The sequence below is a fragment of the Zobellia roscoffensis genome (assembly GCF_015330165.1).
In the GTDB taxonomy this organism is placed as follows: domain Bacteria; phylum Bacteroidota; class Bacteroidia; order Flavobacteriales; family Flavobacteriaceae; genus Zobellia; species Zobellia roscoffensis.
Map to the genome: position 1 here is coordinate 2328651 of NZ_JADDXT010000002.1, position 18584 is coordinate 2347234.

Consider the following 18584-nt stretch of genomic DNA (forward strand, 5'->3'; position numbering starts at 1 on the left):
AGTTGTTTCTATGACTCAGTTCGTAACCGATTGTTATTTTTTGCTTTTTGCATAGCTATTTCCGCTTTTGGTAGAGTAAGCTTAAAGGTGGTTCCTTTTCCGACGCCTTCAGATTCTGCAACGATGGTTCCTCCATGAGAAACCGCTATTTTTTTCACCATATAAAGCCCCAAGCCTGTACCTTCTGTATTTTTGTGAAAACGTTCAAATGGTGTAAATAGATTTTGTAAGGCGTTTTCATTCATCCCTAATCCATTATCACGTACTAAGAAGCTGTTAGTGTCCCCATTATCAATATAATCCACAGATATTTTAGGATTTTTTTGGTCTCCCATATATTTGATGGAATTATCTAAAAAGTTACTGAATACCTGGGTTATACGTTTGCGGTCACCATATATTTTGGGTAAATCGTTCGCAATAGTGAGCTCAACTTTTTCTTTGTCAAGATTTCCCTTTATCAAATCCTTGGACAAATTCAATATTTCATTGGTGTTCAACAGTTCATTTTTATTTTCGACTTTACCCAATTCCGCAATTTTGGTGATATCCGAAATCAATGCGCTCATGTTATCACAGGAAATATCTATTAAGTTGAGATATTCTTCTACTGTCTTAAAATCTTTTGCTTCAATGGATATGGGTACAAGACCGGCAAGTCCTTTAATATTATTAAGCGGACTTTTTAAGTCATGGGACACGGCAAAGGTAAATTGTTGAATTTCCTTGTTTTTTGATTGTAAGCTACTTGCGGCTTCTTCAAGTTTGTTTTTTTGATGCCTTAGTTCCCTAGTACGTTCCGCTACTTTTTGAACTAATATTTTTTGGTTTTTTTTGATATTTCGGACTTTGAGGTAATAGGCTAAATACAGTAATAGTAAAACCAGAACGACCAATAAAAATTGGAACCACCACATTTGCCAATAGGGCGGGGTAATAGTCATGTGCAGTTTCAATTCATTATCTATCCAAACTCCATCGGAATTGGTAGATTTCATGCGTAACGTATATGCTCCGGGGTTTAGGTTGGTATATGTGGCACTGGGATTGTTTCCTACATAGTTCCAGTTTTTTTCAAACCCCTCTAAATAAAAGGCATAGTCAACACTTTCTGGGTGTCTCATGGTAAGGGCCTTAAAATCAATATTTATTACGGATTGGTCATAGTTGAGGGTAAGGGAATCTACTTGGCTAATATCCTTCTCTAAAACACCAAATTCATCATTTGGTAGAACTGATTTGTTGAAAATTTTAAGGTCCGAAATAAACAGGGTAAGTTTATCTTTTCGTTTAACAACATCCTTGGCGGTAAAAATATTGAATCCGTTTACGCCCCCAAATATATACTCTCCTTTGTTGGTAACCAGTGAGGCGTTAGGGTTGAATTGGTTAGCCTGCAGACCATCAACCACCCCATATTCCATTGTTTTTCCGGTATCCGTATGGTATCTAATAATACCTTCCTCCGTACTTAACCATAGATGTTTGTTCTTATCATCTATAATTTCTTTAATAGCATCATTTTTGAGTCCGTCTGATTTGTTGATTATCTCAAAAGAATCATTTTCAGGGATGTATTTGTTAAGTCCTCCTTGGGTGCCGACCCAAATGGTATTTTCGGTATCCTGAATAATGGAGTTGACAAAATTGTTACTTAGCGAATTCTTAATGTGATAATGCGCGCTCGTCCAAGTACCGTTGTTTTCTGATAGTTTAAATAAGCCGGAATTGAGTGCTCCAATCCAAATATTACCTTGATTATCTTCAAATATGGTGTTTAACGAATTTATTTCGGTACCATCTACTTCAGAGGTCAGAACGATATCTTCATGTTTGTTTGTCTTTGGATTGAAAAGCTGTAAGCCTGTAAAAAAATTTACAACCCAGATACGATCCTTTTTGTCTAGCAAGAGATCAACTACGATGTTGGATTTTAAAAATGAGTTCTGTGTATTTAATTCATCATACTTTTTACTTTTCGTATTAAAGACGATAATACCATTGGTCCAAGTACCGACCCATAATTCGTTTTGTTTTGTCTGTAGTAATGAAAGCACTACATCACTGCCAAAATTCTTGTTCTTTATAGAATAATGGTCAAATGTATTTAAACTTCTGTTCCAATAATTTAATCCACCACCGTCCGTTCCTATCCATACATTCCCATTGGGATCTTTGCTAAAACAATTTATCAACTTGTTACTTAAAGATTTAGGGTTTAATGGGTCTGAAGTAAAATGTCTGAACTTAAATAGCTCAGGATCGTGGAAATTAAGGCCACTCCTATAGGGAGCCACCCACATAATGCCGTTACGCGTATTTAATAGTGCCCAAATAGAGTTGCCCGAGATGGAATTGGGTCTGTAAACACTATATTCTATATGTTGTACCTGTTCTAAATTTTTGTTGTAGATATAGAGGCCGTTGTTTTCTGTTCCTATCCATAATTCACGGTTGCGGCCCTTTGCTAAGGAACGGATGCAATAACCGGGACTAACATTTTTTCTTTTGATAAGGAACTTTAAATTCTTATCAACCTCTAGTTGTACTAGAGACCCATTAAGGGTGCCTAGTAAATAGTTGTTTTCTCCCAGAGCGGTGGTTGCGAAAATTTCGTCTTTTTGCTGAAGTTTGTTCAGGATTTCCATTTCCTTGTTTATCACTAAAATATTGTAGGTGGTAATAACCAACATGTGATCGTTGGCCAGGGGCATTATTTCAAGGACTCGGTCTATCCGCTTATTTTTTAGTTTTATATAGTCATTTGGAATTTTAAGGTGTTTTAGGTCTCCCGTTTCTGGTTGATATCTGTATAGTCCGCTTTTTTCCGTGCCCAGCCATAAATAGCCATGTAGTTTTGTTACCCCTTGAAACCTTTTGGATTCAATTTTCTTCCCCTCTTTCTTAAAGGGATACGGAACTACTAGATTTAAACTGCGGTCGTATAAGCTTAGGCCATCATTGGTGCTAATTAGTATGTTTTCGCCATCCTCATATAGGGAAACTACGTATTCGTGGGTAAGTCCATTTACGCCATTTAGCGTTTTGTTGAATATTTCAAAATCCTTACCATCGTATCTATTCAGTCCATTTCTAGTTCCGATCCAGATAAAACCGTAACTATCTTCTAAAAAAACAGTAGCTGTACTATGCGATATTCCTTCTGTTATATGTTGGAAATTAAAGGATGTTGCATCTTGAGGTCTAACCGTATGTATGGAAAGAAAAAGAATGAAAAAAGTAAAAACCTTGCAACAATACTTTAAAAACATTTTTCGGGTGGTGTAGTATGTCTATTTTAACGTATCTAAAGGTAAGAAATTACGTCCAAAAATGTATTGATGCAAATTTTTATATGAAATAAGAATAAATACTAACGGTAAATAGCGGAAAGAGTTTGGTTATTATATAGAATACATGGCTCCTTTTTAGATATCGCTGTCAAACTAAAAAACTATCTTTAAAATTCATAATTGGGCATTGGAGCTATGGTTTAGGTAGATTGTCCTCTCGCATCAATATTAATTTTAGCATGAGTATATTTTCTTACCATTTGGTCAAAATACCATTTTCAACGGCTATTAAAGCAATATGTATAAATCCTATTCCTAAGAACACAAAGGGATTAATTCATGCGGAATACATGTCTTCTATGACTTTGGGTTCTGCAATTGTTTCGACATCAAGGTTTTTAATCCAAGAGGTGGTGGTTTTCGCCCAATGGGAAGATGAAAATGCGCTGGATGATTATTTGCAAGAAGAGAGATTTGGGAGGACTCTTGCTAACGGCTGGCATGTTCGTTTGTCTTTTATGCGAGAGTGGGGTAGGTTTAAAGACTTTAGGATTCCAGAACATAAATCCGAGTTAGATGGCGCTAATTCTCCTGTAATAGCAGTTACGATCGCTAGAATGAAACCTCTTCAAATCCCAAGATTTCTGCATTGGGGCAGACCTGTAGAAAAGCTGGTCCGAGACCACCCTGGAACTACACTTTCATTAGCTTCGTTTAAATTCCCCAATACTGTATCAACATTTTCCATTTGGAGAACGGAGCAAGAAATGACAGATATGGTTCATGGTCATAATAAGGTGCCTAAACCCAAAAGGCATGCCGTTGCAATGAAAGAAAGAGACCGGAAAAGCTTTCATTTTGAATTTACCACTTTACGTTTTAAACCCATCTCGGAATCTGGTTCATGGAAAGGTCAAAAGAATTTTGTTCCTAATCTAAAAGAAAATTAAAATGGGGCTTGCTATTCTTAAGCAAAACGTACAGGATTGGGTTACCCAACAATGGGTTATCCTATTTGGGGAAAAAGTTGATGAAGACACTATTAAGTGGCTTCTGGGGCCTTTTGGAACAAAAAACGGAATTGGAGAGAAGTTTATTCAAGAGCTGGCGCATAAGGAAAGGTTAAGTAAAGATAAAAGTACCCATGCCAAAGGTATATTGCAATCCATTAGTCAACTTAAACTACCTCAAACAGAGCTGGATAAATTGTCCAAAAATGTAATTGATTTTTATGAAAATACCAGTACGTATGACTTTGACTTAAAAGTGAAATGGAATCCCTTTTTTAAAGGGTTTGGTGTGCTTTTACGTTTATTATTTAGTAATAGAATTGAACAATTGAATGTACCCATTAAAAATAGTAATGGTTCCGAAGCAATGACAAGTAAAGTAATTTACTTGTTGGATGGCCAAGCCAAAAAAGTAAAGCGTACCATTTGGCTCAGGACCTTTAAAACCTCGGGACAAGTGGTGTATTCCGGGGTATATGAAACCTGTACCATTCCATCTGGGCAGACTTGTGTTAAAGCAGTATTTCCTTTGCCCAATGGTAATGCAACGGTCATATTAAGCCCAACAGTGGGGAGGAACGGCGAATTAATTTTGACATCTTCAGGAAAGGCAATTGGCGATAGCGGATTTTATTTTCTTTTAAGCGATTCTAAAGGGAATATATGGACTAAGTTTATTTCATCATTTAAGGATGAACTGGTTGTTGGTTCGGGTAATGAAAGTATTAAGGCGGAACAGACCTTAACTTTATGGGGATTACGAGTTTTGAGGTTTGAATATCAAATCAAAAAAAAGCTTTTAAAACAATCGGTCTAAAGAACATTTTTAAAAATTGTACAAACAATCGAAAAACTAAAACACATATTAAACGCTATTCTCGCTATAGAGGAAAGCGATTGGAAAGCGATAGAGCCTCATTTATCCATCATAAAATTTAAAGAAGGGGATCAGTTGTTATGTCCGCCTCAGATATGTAGTTTCATTGCTTTTATAAAGTCGGGTTCTATGCGGTCTTATCATACAGATGACCAGCTAGTTGAAACCAATCTCTTGCTGAGGTCGGATAATGAATTTATTACGGATTACGAGAGTTTTATTAGTCAAGAGCCGTCTACTTTACGAATTCAGTCTATTGAAAAAGGGGAAGCTATTTTTTTAGACAGAGCAGGACTAAATTCGTTATATGACACCTCCTTTTATTGGAATAAATTTGGTAGAATTATTAGTGAACAGATATTTGTAAATAGCAAACGTAGAACGGAACAGCTATTATTCTTAACTCCCAAGGAAAGATATTTACTTTTGTTAAAAGATCATCCGGACTACTTTCAAAAATATGCTTTGAAACATATTGCCAGCTATTTGGGGATAACGCCCCAATCATTAAGTAGAATCAGAAATCAGATTTCAAAACATTAATTACCCAGAGTTAAGTCATAATCTAGTTGTATTTCTAGAAATTGCCTTCAGTTAAACAAATGGAGTAATTTTTCAAAACCTGTGCGTATGATTGTCATGATTTTATCGGTGATTCTATTCTTAATTTTTATTGCTCTTGGCGGTATTCATTTCTATTGGCTTTTTGGTGGAGTTTGGGCATTGAAAAAAGCAATTCCAACAAGAGAAAACGAGGTAAACTCACTGGCTATTCCTAAAATAGCAACATTAATAGTAGGTCTTGTTTTGGTTTCATTTGGTCTTGTTTATCTTTTGAAATCAAGTTTGATAGAATTTCAGGTTTCAAATTGGATTATAAATTATGCATATTGGTTTATTCCTTCTATTTTTATTTTACGGGCCATAGGCGATTTTAATTATGTTGGCTTTTTTAAGAAAATAAAACATACCACATTCGCAAAAGCAGATTCAAAAGTATTTGTTCCTTTATGTCTAACAATTGGTATAATGGGAATGCTGATTCAATATCTGAGTTGAAGGAATTGAAAATCCTCTAAATTAGACACTATCTTTGAGCGGTAGAAAAAGCAACAAATTAAGATGAAACTCCAAACCCAAATACCTTTACAAAAGGCTCAAAATCAAGTTAACTATGACAGTAGGTTAGTGTTATTGGGATCCTGTTTTTCGGAGAATATTGGGCAAAAGTTCAGTTACTTCGAGTTTCGGGCACTTCAGAACCCGTTTGGTATTTTGTTTCATCCGTTGGCAATTGAAAATTTGGTCTCTCGAACCATATTAGGGAAGGTCTACACGGAAGAAGATGTGTTTTTTCACAACGAACGCTGGCAGTGCTATGATGCACATTCGGATTTAAGTGCTGTTTCTAAAGAAAGCTTGCTCAACGCCTTAAACCAAGGAATTGAACAAACTGCAAAACATTTGGAGCAAGCTACACACATTTGCATAACACTGGGTACGGCTTGGGTATACCGTCATCTGGAAATAGATGCCGTAGTAGCCAACTGTCATAAAGTTCCTCAAAAACAGTTTTCTAAAGCGTTGTTGCGTATTGAAGAGATTATTGCGAGTCTCAACAGTATCATGGCTTCGGTACAATCTCTCAATCCCAATGCCCAATTTATTTTTACCGTATCACCGGTACGTCATATAAAAGATGGTTTTGTTGAAAATCAACGGAGCAAGGCACATTTAGTAGCTGCTGTTCATGAGGTTATTTCCACTTCTACAGTAAAGGCGGATTACTTTCCTTCTTACGAGATACAAATGGATGAGCTACGCGATTATCGCTTTTATAAAGAGGATATGGTACACCCAAATCAATTAGCTATTGATTACATCTGGGAGAAGTTTAAAATAGCGTGGATTGCAGAGGAGGCTCAAAAAACAATGCAACAGGTTGATGCCATTCAAAAGGGATTAAGTCATAGGCCATTTCATCCAACTTCTGAACAGCATTTAAAGTTTTTAAAATCGTTACAGACAAAAATAAGCGATATGCAAAAGCAGTTCCCGTTTATGGAATTTACCAACCCTAATTCAGGCAGCTAGATTAGCTTTTTTAGTTTCGTCAATTTCAATTTGTATTGTAACTTCATCTTATGAAAAAAGTATTTTTAGGTGTCTTAATTACTTTGGCTGCTGTGCTGGTTTTTCGTTCATGTGCTGAGGATAGGGAAGAGAAATCTATCCTTCAGGAGAATAGTATGCTTATTCAGACGCAGATAGACAATGTGAGCAAGTTGATCGTTACCGAAGGCCATTTTGCCGAAGTGTACAATTACAAAGATTCAAAAATGCTTTTCGGTCCTTTTATATCCGCAGAAAAGAAAGCTTTGGTTGTTGTAAATGCTGATGTGACCATAGCTTATGATTTAAGTAAGATTGAATTTGAAGTAGACGAGTCAACCAAAACACTGCATATTAAAAGCATACCTGAAGCCGAAGTGAAAATCAATCCTGATTTTGAATATTATGATGTCACTTCCGATTACCTAAACATGTTTGAAGCTTCCGATTACAATAAAATCAAAAAAAATGTAAAGGCTTCACTTATGAAAAAAGTAGAAGCATCGGCATTAAAAAGCAATGCTGAAAACCGGCTGATTAGTGAACTGCAGAAATTCTATATTTTGACGAATTCCATGGGGTGGACGCTGTCATACAAAAATCAACCTGTAGAGCAGAATCTGCCTGAAGTGCTTTTTAAAGATTAAAATCAACTTGAGTTTTATTTTGCAAAAGTCTCTGCCCAGGTCATATATTGGTCCCAATCATACGCAGTAACATCATGCTTGCCACTTCTCATGTGGTAAGCCATAGTTTGCTGAATGGGACGGTCCGTTTCAGGAAACTCCGTTAAATCAATTCCTTTTTTACCGTAAAGGCCATAAACTTTAGATGCATATTGTGTAGAAAGAAATTCACCTTTTGGGTCTGCCCATTCGTCTTCAACGGCGCTTGCTACGTATAAAGGTCTTGGCGCTATTAGTGCCAATAATTGATGTTGGTCAACTGGTAAAATTTCTTCTTTATTACTGTATTTTTTAAAACTTTCGGAAAACCAATGCGGGAACGAATTATTGATGTGACCTATGGTTTCGCCAAATTTTCGTTTAAATAATGCAGCACCGCCACAACCGGAATTATTGCTTATCACCCCAGAAAAACGGTCGTCCGTAGCTCCAGCCCATAATGCTGCTTTTCCTAGTCTAGAATGTCCAAAAACAATTACATTGGAGATATTGGTGTCGTTCTCTAAATAATCCATGGCACGGCTAAGACCATAGGCCCAAGCTGCTATACTGCCCCATTCATTGGTTTTGGGTTTGGTCTGTTCTTCCGCATAGAACAGACTATGCAAACCGTCTGAAAAGTCATTTTTATCGGGGTCTATTTCCCCATAATAAACGGTTGCCAATCCATACCCGTTGTCCAGCATTTTATCTATGCTCCAACGGTGCATTCGTACGCCCCTAGAGGCTTCAGTGGCTTTGTTACTGCTTATTTTTAAATCCGCATTGTTTTCGTTCCATGCTTCGGGAATAATAACATTTGGGTCATCTGTTACCGTATGGTTTCCGTGAAAGTTGTAGCCTAGGAATACCGGTGCTTTTTCATTTCCGTTAGGCAGATATAAAAGGATGTTGAAATTGAGTGTGCGGTTGTTTTTCTTTAGGCCAACGGTTATTTGTTTACGTTGTGCTTTTCCTTCTAAAGCCTGGTTATCTTGCTCAATAACCTTAAACGAATATTCATCTAATAAAGCGGGTACTTTTCCATATATCTGCTTTTCAAAAAATTGATAAATTTCCAGTTTTCTCTTTTCTTCCCATTCTTGGCTATCGGTAATTGCTTCTCCGCTGAACGTGGTTAAGGGATCTGGTACCGAGAATTTTGGCACTTTGGTTTCATCATAGTTGGCTTCTGGCTGTGCCATAAGTCCTAATGTAGTAAGTGTAAGTAGTATAAAAAGTAATGGTTTCACGGTTTTTTGGTTTGGGGTCAATTAAGGAATTGTTGGTTTTAGTTCAATTCCTCGGTTTTAAATTTATGGTTTATCAAGTCGAGACCATCATCTATTAAACGGCCTACTTTGGGATTATTTAGTTTTACGGTCTGTAAATAGGTTGAAATCTCATGGGCAAAGTCATGGTCTCCGTTTTCTTTGGCTAACTCGTAAAGTTCTACAGGTAATAACCAATCGTTAGGATACGTATCTCTAATGGCCTCAAATACTTTGTGCCTAGAAATTGTAATGTTTTTTCCTTCTCTATACTGACGGACCTGCTCGTAATATGCTTCTAATTGCGAATGCGAAGTATTATTTTTTGGTTTTATAGTGGTGGATGAAACTTTATGGGTAACCAAATCAAAACTGCTTAAATCCGCAGGGCCATTGTATGCCGATACTATTTCCCTGCCTACCGCCATGCTGTACATTTCATCATCACTCTTAAAGAGCACGTTGTCTTTATGGGTGACAGTACAATTTTTAAAAGTGACTAAAATAATTTCTCCCTGTAAATTTCGGGTACCAGTGATGATTTCTCCTGTAATCTTTATTTCGCCTTCAAATTCTAGAGAAACGTGTTGTCCTTCAAAAATGTTATAGGCCTTAAGGTCTAGCGGGCTCATATCTTCTATGGCCAGGTTAATGCCTTTTAGTTTACCCATTGGAGAGCCAAAGCTGGCGGCATGTTTTTTAATACTATGACCTACAAGTTCTTTATCTCTAAAAGAGAGTGCGGTTGGCCCATTGGTTTGAAAGAAAGCAGGTTTGCCTTCATATGATATAACCTTATCAAAATTACCTGAAACCTGTAGTCCGGTACTGAGTTCTATTGTACCTAGTTCCTTGGATGCAATCAATTTGTTTATTCCGCTCAAACCGCCTTTTCGCAAAGCCATAGTGTTCGCAAACTCCTCTAAAACCTGACTTAGGTAAGCGAAATCTGGAGTAACAAAAAGCTGGGGCTGTGGTTTTGTAATATCAAAAGAAGTATAGGCGGCATCTAAAGAATAGGGCTTTTTTTCAACTTCATTGGTCATGCACCAAGCACTTTCGCCAATAGAGGAAAGGAGTCCAGCGCCATATATTTTTGGATTTTCCGGTGTGCCTATAAGCCCGTATTCAACGGTCCACCAGTGCAAGTTTCGTATGAGTGCAATTTCACTGGGTTCGCCCATATTCTCCTGTAGCTCTTCAATTCGGTTTTCGGCCTTGTCAATTTTATCTTGTGGAGTACCTTGGGCCTCTTTTATGATAGAAAGGTGGCGAACGGCTTCATATAATTCGTAATCTTTGGCACTAGAAATTGCCTTGGAACCTATTTCTCCAAATCGTCTTAGATATTCGGCGTATTCAGGATTAGCTATAATAGGGGCATGACCAGCTCCTTCATGTATAATGTCGGGAGCAGGAGTGTATTCTATGTGGTCTAATTGACGAATATCAGAAGCAATAACAAGAACATTATATGCTTGGAATTCCATAAATGCCGATGGAGGTATAAACCCGTCAACCGCAACTGCAGCCCAACCTATTTCCTTTAAAATACGGTTCATGCCGTACATATTAGGAATATAGTCAATGGAAATCCCCGTTTTCTGTAAGCCCTCCAAGTAGGAGGTATGGGCTACTTTACTTAGGTAATCCACGTTTTTACGCATTACGTACCTCCAAACAGCCTGGTCTATAGCGGAATAGTCACTATAGTCTTGCGGTTTTATATACTGCTGCAAATGCACGGGCAGTTTGTCTAAAACAGGATTGCTAGTGTACGTCATACTAGAGGGTTTCTTTTATAAAGGTACAAAAAAGGGCAGATAGGGTTTTTTCTTTTAATTCTTTTTCGATAAACGAGAAAGACCTAAAAAAAGCTCTTTTGATTAAAAGAGCTTTGGTATTTTTGGTGTGCCTAATTTATTTCCATTATTTAGTGGCCACAATATTAGGTGGGTATTGCATTAGAATTTCAGATACGAATTCTTGAATACGCTCCTCTTTCTTGGCTATGTTACCGGTGGTTGTTAGGTTTCCAACACCCTTACCTTGCCAAACTAATTCTTTACTTTTTGAGTCTATTAGGTCTATGTATAATGAACCTTCGGTGCGGGTGCTGACATTATTGCCACCGCCCCAGCCTGGCCCCCAGTAATACGGGTTCCAGCCCCAGCCCCAACCACCACCCCAGTAGTTGTTGTAGATATCAACTTGTTCTTTTTCCTTAGTGAAAATACTCACTAAAATATCTGGGTTTTCAGATTTGGAAAAGCCACGTTTGGTCATTTCGGACTCTATGGCTCTAAGGATTCTCTTTTTGTCCAAATCGGAAATTTGGGATTTGTCAATTCCGGTCTTATAAAAAGCATAGGATTTGTAACTGTTGAAATTGGCTTCTTTGTCGTAGTCAGAAAGCACACGTACAGAGGTACACGAACTTAAAAATAGCAACACGAGCATGGGCACCACTAAAATTTTAATCTTTTTCATAACTAATTATCGTATTTGGTGTTAATACATCATTTTCTTCAGGAAAATAGTCTCAAAAATCATGCCGAACAACAGTGTTTATTGACGGTTCGTTTTAGGGTCGAAACCATATGGGCAGTGTCTGCAACCACTCTCGCAACAATAGCCTCTCTTTAAATGATACTGTTTTGTAAAAACTCTATACCCTTCTTCCGATAGGTAGAAGTCGCCTTCTTCTGGCGGAATTATTTTTTTCATTAACTTATCTTCCATTTCATTCTAGATTAAAATTACTGCATTATTGTTGATAAAGAGCTAAAAAGGATTCTAAAAACGTACATCTTATAGCCTTTAGCAGTATTTTAACGAATGATTACAATTATAGCGGCAAAGTTGTGTTATCGAATAAGATGGTCTAGTAACAATTAACTTTGTTAAGTGCCGTTTAAACCTTTGATTATGATCTTAGTCTTTAAACATTTTTTTTATAAGAACTATGTTGGTCTATCACTTTGGCCTTTTATCATTTTAAAACATGATGAGCTCAAAGAAGATATTGTTTTGATCAATCATGAGAAGATTCATTTAAAACAACAACAAGAACTGTTGATTGTTTTCTTCTACTTTTTCTATATCTCGGAATGGCTAATACGTACCATATTCTATTTGGATAGTTATAAGGCGTACCAGAATATTAGCTTTGAGAGGGAGGCCTACTCAAATGAGAAGAACCTAAATTATACGAGTGAGCGTAATGCATTTAGTTTCTTTAAATATTTATTCAGGAAAGAAGCTTAATCTATTAAGCATGGTTGTTGCTAGGTTTTAATAGTACTGTATTTCACACTACTTTTGTGAAATATGCGTGTAACAACTGTCAATCAAGAAGTACATTTGCCAATACTGGCCCAAAAAGGGGTTTCTCTTGTTATTAAAAGGGAAGACCGTATCCACCCCTTAATTTCTGGCAACAAATACAGAAAGCTAAAATACAATCTAGAGGAAGCAAAAGCAGAAGGTTTTGGTACGCTTTTGACTTTTGGAGGTGCTTTTTCCAATCATATTGCGGCAACTGCCTATGCAGGGAAAATTCACAATTTGAAGACTGTTGGCATTATTAGAGGAGAAGAAATTGCTCAAAAATGGCAGGAGAACAGTACTTTAAAGTTGGCCCAATCCCATGGTATGAAGTTTAAGTTTGTTTCACGGGATCTATATAGACAAAAGGAAATTCCCAATTTTTTAGAGGAGCTAAAAAATGAATTCGGAGATTTTTATCTTTTACCGGAGGGTGGAACCAATCCTTTGGCCATAAAGGGGTGTCAGGAGATTCTAACCCCTGCCGATGCTGATTTTGACGTAATCTGCTGTGCTGTAGGTACAGGCGGTACAATTGCCGGTATTAGCAATGCGGCTTCTAGTTCACAAAAAGTTTTGGGGTTTCCAGCACTCAAAGGCGATTTTTTACAAGAAGATATTTGTAAATTCGCAGCAAGAAATAATTGGGAATTGCAATCCGATTATCATTTTGGGGGCTATGCCAAGGTTACTGGGGAGTTGGTTGACTTTATGAATACTTTTTTAAAGAAGACGAAAATTCAGCTGGATCCCATTTATACGGGAAAATTACTTTTTGGAATAATGGATTTGGTCCAAAAAGATTATTTCTCTCCCAAAACTAATATTTTGGCTATCCACACAGGAGGTCTACAGGGTATAGAAGGAGTGAATCGCATTTTGCAAAAGAAAAAACTACCATTAATAAACGTATGATACGTAGACTGATAATAGCATCGCTTCTAAGTATATTTTTTATAGGATGTAAGGCCAAACGAACGGTTTCTACCCGAAAAGAAGCTCCTCCTAAGAGAACTGAGGCTGTAGTCGTAAAGAAAGAAACGAAGATTACTGACGATGGACTTTATCCTATGCCCGAAGATACCGGTAAGTTCATTCGTTTTACGATTAACTCGCCGGAAGAGTATATTGAAACCTTCTCCGAAGTCGCTCAGATGGAAATGAAGGCTTACGGTATTCCAGCAAGTATCACCTTGGCTCAAGGACTATTGGAAAGTGGACTTGGAAAAGGCGCTTTGGCACTAAAAACAAACAATCATTTTGGGATAAAATGCCACACAGGTTGGGAGGGCGATTATGATTTTCATGATGATGATGAGAAAGGGGAGTGCTTCAGGAAATACAATCACCCCATGTACTCTTATCGTGATCATAGTATTTTTTTAAGAAACCGTTCTCGCTATGCCTTTTTGTTCGATTATAGAAATGATGATTATAAAAAGTGGGCAAAGGGTCTTAGACAGGCCGGATATGCCACGGATAAGCATTATCCACAGAAGCTAATTTCATTAATTGAGCGTTATAAATTGTATGCTTTTGATACTGAAATTGCGAAGCAAGGCTACGGGCAAAGAAAAGAAGCACCGGTTGTTGCTACTCGTACCAAAAGTCAAGTTCATGTAGTTCAGAAGGGAGATACGCTATACTCTATATCTAGGTCATATTCGGTCTCCGTTGATGATTTAAAAAGATGGAACTACATGTATGATAATAATTTGGCCATTGGTCAAGAACTTACCGTTAAGACACAAAATTTCAATAAATAGATGTTATATCAAAGAAGTAGCGCCTTGTTTGCAGAGGCACAAAAATATATTCCAGGAGGTGTAAATTCACCCGTTCGTGCATTTAAAGCAGTTGGCGGTGATCCAATTTTCGTAAAGAAAGCTAAAGGCGCTTACCTGTATGATGAAGATGGTAATAAGTTGATAGACTATATTGCCTCTTGGGGCCCACTTATTTTGGGACATGCTCATGAACCCGTAATAAATGCGGTAATCGAGAAAGCAAAGCAAGGTACTTCTTTTGGTATGCCTACCGAAATTGAAACTCAGCTTGCCCAATTGGCTGTTTCAATGGTGCCTAATATTGATAAAATTAGATTCGTAAATAGCGGAACGGAAGCCTGTATGAGTGCAGTTCGTTTGGCACGTGGATATACCGGAAAGGATAAGATTATAAAATTTGCAGGTTGTTATCATGGTCATTCCGATTCGTTTTTGATACAAGCGGGTAGTGGTGCGGTTACTTTTGGTAGTCCAAATAGCCCTGGTGTTACCCAAGGTACGGCAAAAGATACTTTGTTGGCAAAGTACAACGATCTAGAGAGTGTTCGTGAATTGGTTGCAGCCAATAAAGGTGAAATAGCAACGGTAATTATTGAACCGGTTGCGGGTAATATGGGATGTATTATTCCTTCGGATGAGTTTATCAAGGGACTTCGGGAACTTTGTACCGAAGAAGGAATCCTTTTGTTGTTCGATGAGGTGATGACCGGCTTCCGTTTAGGAAAAGGTGGTGCTCAGGAAGCTTTGGGTATTGATGCCGATATTGTGTGCTTTGGAAAGGTTATAGGCGGAGGTCTGCCTGTAGGTGCTTTTGCCGCACGCGCGGAAATTATGTCGCATTTGGCACCTGAAGGCCCAGTATATCAAGCAGGAACCTTAAGTGGAAATCCATTAGCAATGGCTGCAGGATTGGCTATGCTTACTGAATTGAACAATAATCCGGAAGTTTTTGAAAGCTTGGCTAAAAAGACGGCTTACCTCCATGAAGGTTTAGATGCCGTTTTAAAGGAAAAAGAGATTCCGTATCAAATCAACCGATTTGGTAGTATGATATCTGTTCATTTTACAGAAGATGAGGTTGTTGATTTTGAAAGTTCTGCAAAAGGAAATAATGACACTTTTAAAAAGTACTTTCACGGTATGTTGGAGAACGGTATTTACCTGCCACCAAGTGCTTTTGAGAGTTACTTCTTAAATGATGCCTTAACGTATGATGATATTGATGCCACCGTGGCCGCTTTAAAAAAGATAGAATTTTAATCACAAGTTTTCGGGCAGTGAAGCAAATTCTTTTCGTTTGTTTTCAAACCATGCTTGCATGCCTTCGGGCGATTGCATAAGGTTGCGCATTTCATTCATCGCTTCTAAATGGGCGGAGTCTTTCTTTTGAAACATTTCCGCTCCATGTTTTTTGCTCAATTCAGCTATTTCTTCAAAGGTATTAGCAGAGAATTTTGTGTCACAGGCTCCCCCTAATTGCTTGCAGGTCATTGTTTTCATAGGTCAGTTTTTATGATTAGCATTTATGCTAGTTATAAAGCATTCGTATTCTATTTTCGTCTAGTGTATCATGGATGTGAAAAAAGTACTTTTCCTGCCATTTTTGAGTTGTAATGGCCTGTTTACTTTTTGTCACATCCCAAGGAGGATATACGCGAAAACCTCTTTTGCCCTCTTTTTTTTCAGTCGATATTATTCCTTTCTCTAGTAAGCGTTTTTTGGGAAAAACGAATTGCCCGGAAAAATTATCCTTACTGGCAGCTATTACAAAAAAGTCGAAATAATCACTTTCTTCAAAAGGACAAATTACACCCGTTTTAGCGCGTTTCCAGAAAGTAACAAATTGTCCAACTTTCTTTGGAGTTATTTTCGCTTTCCTAAAGATAATTATTTTTGACCCAAGATGAAACCTACAAGCATCATAATCTTGACTTTCCGCTTCAATCGTAAATTTTGTTAGCGATAACTTTAAGGGTTCATAAACCTGAGAAATAGCATTTTTAATTGAGAAATTCATATGTGTGATCTAAGTCTTTAATGAAAAGTATAATTCTTGTGCTGCATCGTAAACCTAATCAAATATGTAGAAAATAAGCACAAAAAAAGAGTTGCATTGTGGCAACTCTTCTTTCTTAAAAATCAACTTCATCTATTTATTTCCTCGCTTTACGCTCTCCCTTATTCTCTTTGGAGTGCTTTTTCCCTCTGCGTTTGTGCATTTTCTCCCATTTCTCATATTGCTCAGCAGAAAGGATATCTTTCATATCGGCTTTAAAAGCAATCATTTTGTCCAATCTTGCATTTTGCATGGCATATCTTTCTTCGGAAGTCGGTTTTTTACGTTCGCCTTCTTCTCTCTGTGCTTTGCGTTCTTCGTGTTTGGCTTTACGCTCTTTTGCTTCTTCCAAATGAATGGCCTTTATTTTCTGTTGTTGACCAGACGTTAAGTCTAAGGCCAAGGTCATTTTTTTGGTTTGAAGTGTGGCCATTTGTTCTGCGGTCAAATCTTTCATTTGATCTCTACCATGTCCTTTTTCCTTCTGGGCCATTGCGGTAAGCCCAACCATACATACTAATGCTACAAGTATCTTTTTCATGTTTTTAATTTTAATGATTATACTACTTAGAGTGGAAAAATGGAGAATGGTTTAACGTATGTTATTTTTTTATCAATTAATTAATAGATGATTAGACGGGATTTTGAGGTATAAAAAAAGGGCAAAGAAATGCTTCTTCGCCCTCACATAGTAGGTCGTTCAATGTTTATGTATTCTAGTCCAGTGCCTCTGGGGAAATAACTTGTTCCATATCTGCAGATGCCATTTCTATAGTCTGGGGAGACTGTTCAGAATTGGTTTGATTGTAATAAATAATTGATGCAATTACGAATCCTGCTAGGTATAAAGAACTTTTAAGTTTTTGAGACATGGCGTATGTTTTTTGATTCTGATACTAATTTAGACAAAACAATTAGGCGGGTGAAAAGCTTGTTGTAAAGCGACCTTAGGGTGTGGTCAAATAGTACAAACTTGTTGTTTGTAAAATCACTTCATCATGGTTTAATGTATTTCGTAGATGTTGTAAAGGGATTGAGGCTAGATTAACAATGGTTCTTATTTTAAGTGTTTTTGTGCCTCAAAATTTTTGTTACTTAAATTCTAATTTTTTTGAATTGCCAGTGTGTGTGAAAGATAAACCACTGGAACAATGTAAGTGGGTAGATAAATATATGGGAATTGTAAAACTGCAATATTGGGTTGGTCAAAAGCCAACTGCTGTATAGGTAATGGTGATGATAGAATTGCTATGAAGACAATAGTAGTTAGAAAGAGAAGTCCTAAAATATTCCAAGCTAGAATAAAAGATCGGGAAAGGTTCTTTTTAGCATATAGTAAGTATAAAAGAATGATTAGAGCCGATATTCCCATTATAATGTCAAAATTCCATCCTTTAAAAGTCATCAGAATAGGGACTTTCTTTTGTAGAAATAATTGAAAAAGGATGAGTTCAACCGGGATACGAACGATATGAACAGCGACTAAAAACTTAGGTTTGATTTTATTTAAACGGACTATTTTATAAATCCATGCAAAAGCAAGGATGGAAGGGATAATTGTAAAAATAAACCGAGGAGGTTTTGCTTTAGTATTTTCAAAATATCCGTTATGTGCAATTAGACCAATAATAAGAAGCCAGAGTATACTGAAAACAAAAAACCTTTTGTCTTTTCCTGTTCCTAGATAAAAAAGAATTAAGGATAAAAGGGTAGTCGCAATAAATAGATACTGTAGCATAGTGTTAGTTTCCAAATTGCCTTAAATGATGGTCCGTATGCTTGTAAACAAAAACTCCAATCTGCTCTGTGGTCATTTTTCCAAAAAACGGATGTACAAAATCAGGGTTTGAAAAGGAGTCATATGCTTGAAGCAATTCAATCCATTTTTTGCGTTCATTTTCAAAGTTGCCCGTACCGGTAACTTTAAATTCAGGATGGGTAGGTTGATTTTTTTTCATCGGTTGCTCGTCTTTTAAAATACTGCGCAACGCCATGCCGCCAAACAGCCTACCAATAAATAAACGCTTGTAGCTTTTTTTACTATGGAACAATTCTTCGCCTAATGTGCAATGTTTAAGCATTTGGTAAGCATTCATTTTACCCCATTGAGCTTGATTGAGTTCTTGAAGGGAGTTTATTCTATCCACTAACTCGGCAATTGTTTCGTTTTTAAAAATTGTTTTCAT

The 18584-nt window shown here is 37.1% G+C and carries 21 protein-coding genes; 10 read left to right on the forward strand and 11 right to left on the reverse strand.

Annotated features, from left to right (window positions below):
- Nucleotides 1-8: 8 nt before the first annotated feature.
- Entirely contained in the window at nt 9-3272 is a 3264-nt protein-coding gene (locus IWC72_RS09740) for a ligand-binding sensor domain-containing protein (protein WP_194529650.1), read from the reverse strand.
- Between the two features lie 260 nt (nt 3273-3532).
- On the opposite strand from IWC72_RS09740, the gene IWC72_RS09745 reads away from it, so the two are divergent.
- The 6 genes from IWC72_RS09745 to IWC72_RS09770 all read left to right on the forward strand — a co-directional run bounded on the left by IWC72_RS09745 (nt 3533) and on the right by IWC72_RS09770 (nt 7939).
- Nucleotides 3533-4243, forward strand: a complete 711-nt coding sequence (locus IWC72_RS09745; protein WP_194529651.1) for a hypothetical protein — start codon at nt 3533-3535, stop codon at nt 4241-4243.
- A 1-nt stretch (nt 4244) separates the two neighbouring features.
- Complete coding sequence (locus IWC72_RS09750; protein ID WP_194529652.1) at nt 4245-5120, forward strand: hypothetical protein; 876 nt, start codon at nt 4245-4247, stop codon at nt 5118-5120.
- Nucleotides 5121-5309: 189 nt separating this feature from the next.
- On the forward strand, nt 5310-5723 hold the full coding sequence (locus IWC72_RS09755) for a Crp/Fnr family transcriptional regulator (protein WP_194529653.1): 414 nt from the start codon (nt 5310-5312) through the stop codon (nt 5721-5723).
- An 87-nt stretch (nt 5724-5810) separates the two neighbouring features.
- Nucleotides 5811-6239, forward strand: a complete 429-nt coding sequence (locus IWC72_RS09760) for a DUF3995 domain-containing protein (RefSeq protein ID WP_226979538.1) — start codon at nt 5811-5813, stop codon at nt 6237-6239.
- Nucleotides 6240-6302: 63 nt separating this feature from the next.
- Nucleotides 6303-7274 (forward strand): GSCFA domain-containing protein, encoded by a 972-nt coding sequence (locus IWC72_RS09765; protein ID WP_194529654.1) that lies wholly within the window; start codon nt 6303-6305, stop codon nt 7272-7274.
- A 50-nt stretch (nt 7275-7324) separates the two neighbouring features.
- Nucleotides 7325-7939, forward strand: a complete 615-nt coding sequence (locus IWC72_RS09770) for a DUF4230 domain-containing protein (protein ID WP_194526025.1) — start codon at nt 7325-7327, stop codon at nt 7937-7939.
- Nucleotides 7940-7953: 14 nt separating this feature from the next.
- Here the strand turns inward: IWC72_RS09770 and IWC72_RS09775 are convergent, their stop codons facing one another.
- From IWC72_RS09775 to IWC72_RS09790, 4 genes are all read right to left on the reverse strand, one after another.
- Nucleotides 7954-9210, reverse strand: a complete 1257-nt coding sequence (locus tag IWC72_RS09775; RefSeq protein WP_317171402.1) for a glucuronyl esterase domain-containing protein — start codon at nt 9208-9210, stop codon at nt 7954-7956.
- A gap of 38 nt (nt 9211-9248) precedes the next feature.
- Nucleotides 9249-11012, reverse strand: coding sequence for an aromatic amino acid hydroxylase (locus IWC72_RS09780; RefSeq protein WP_194529655.1), 1764 nt, complete (start codon nt 11010-11012; stop codon nt 9249-9251).
- A gap of 145 nt (nt 11013-11157) precedes the next feature.
- Nucleotides 11158-11718, reverse strand: coding sequence for a DUF4136 domain-containing protein (locus IWC72_RS09785; RefSeq protein WP_194529656.1), 561 nt, complete (start codon nt 11716-11718; stop codon nt 11158-11160).
- Between the two features lie 78 nt (nt 11719-11796).
- Complete coding sequence (locus IWC72_RS09790; protein WP_194528118.1) at nt 11797-11955, reverse strand: DUF5522 domain-containing protein; 159 nt, start codon at nt 11953-11955, stop codon at nt 11797-11799.
- A gap of 201 nt (nt 11956-12156) precedes the next feature.
- Between IWC72_RS09790 and IWC72_RS09795 the strand changes: the two genes are divergently transcribed.
- The 4 genes from IWC72_RS09795 (at nt 12157) to hemL (ending at nt 15602) form a co-directional block, all read left to right on the forward strand.
- Nucleotides 12157-12495: a hypothetical protein gene (locus tag IWC72_RS09795; protein ID WP_194529657.1), complete on the forward strand. Its 339-nt coding sequence runs from the start codon at nt 12157-12159 to the stop codon at nt 12493-12495.
- Between the two features lie 63 nt (nt 12496-12558).
- Nucleotides 12559-13470, forward strand: coding sequence for a 1-aminocyclopropane-1-carboxylate deaminase/D-cysteine desulfhydrase (locus IWC72_RS09800; protein ID WP_194529658.1), 912 nt, complete (start codon nt 12559-12561; stop codon nt 13468-13470).
- Nucleotides 13467-14321: a glucosaminidase domain-containing protein gene (locus IWC72_RS09805; protein ID WP_194529659.1), complete on the forward strand. Its 855-nt coding sequence runs from the start codon at nt 13467-13469 to the stop codon at nt 14319-14321. The genes IWC72_RS09800 and IWC72_RS09805 overlap by 4 nt, the downstream gene beginning before the upstream one ends.
- Nucleotides 14322-15602, forward strand: a complete 1281-nt coding sequence (gene hemL, locus IWC72_RS09810; protein ID WP_194529660.1) for a glutamate-1-semialdehyde 2,1-aminomutase — start codon at nt 14322-14324, stop codon at nt 15600-15602.
- On the opposite strand, the gene IWC72_RS09815 is transcribed toward hemL, so the two are convergent.
- From IWC72_RS09815 to IWC72_RS09840, 6 genes are all read right to left on the reverse strand, one after another.
- Nucleotides 15603-15842 carry a DUF1059 domain-containing protein gene (locus tag IWC72_RS09815; protein WP_194526032.1) on the reverse strand — a complete coding sequence of 80 codons (240 nt, stop codon included), beginning with the start codon at nt 15840-15842 and terminating at the stop codon, nt 15603-15605.
- Nucleotides 15843-15870: 28 nt separating this feature from the next.
- Nucleotides 15871-16359 carry a MepB family protein gene (locus IWC72_RS09820; protein ID WP_194529661.1) on the reverse strand — a complete coding sequence of 163 codons (489 nt, stop codon included), beginning with the start codon at nt 16357-16359 and terminating at the stop codon, nt 15871-15873.
- A gap of 136 nt (nt 16360-16495) precedes the next feature.
- A complete protein-coding gene (locus IWC72_RS09825; protein WP_194526034.1) occupies nt 16496-16939 on the reverse strand; it encodes a Spy/CpxP family protein refolding chaperone in 444 nt (147 codons plus the stop codon).
- Between the two features lie 175 nt (nt 16940-17114).
- Nucleotides 17115-17270 (reverse strand): hypothetical protein, encoded by a 156-nt coding sequence (locus tag IWC72_RS09830; protein ID WP_194526035.1) that lies wholly within the window; start codon nt 17268-17270, stop codon nt 17115-17117.
- Between the two features lie 230 nt (nt 17271-17500).
- Nucleotides 17501-18136, reverse strand: coding sequence for a hypothetical protein (locus IWC72_RS09835; RefSeq protein WP_194529662.1), 636 nt, complete (start codon nt 18134-18136; stop codon nt 17501-17503).
- A gap of 4 nt (nt 18137-18140) precedes the next feature.
- Nucleotides 18141-18584 (reverse strand): DUF1569 domain-containing protein, encoded by a 444-nt coding sequence (locus tag IWC72_RS09840; protein WP_194529663.1) that lies wholly within the window; start codon nt 18582-18584, stop codon nt 18141-18143.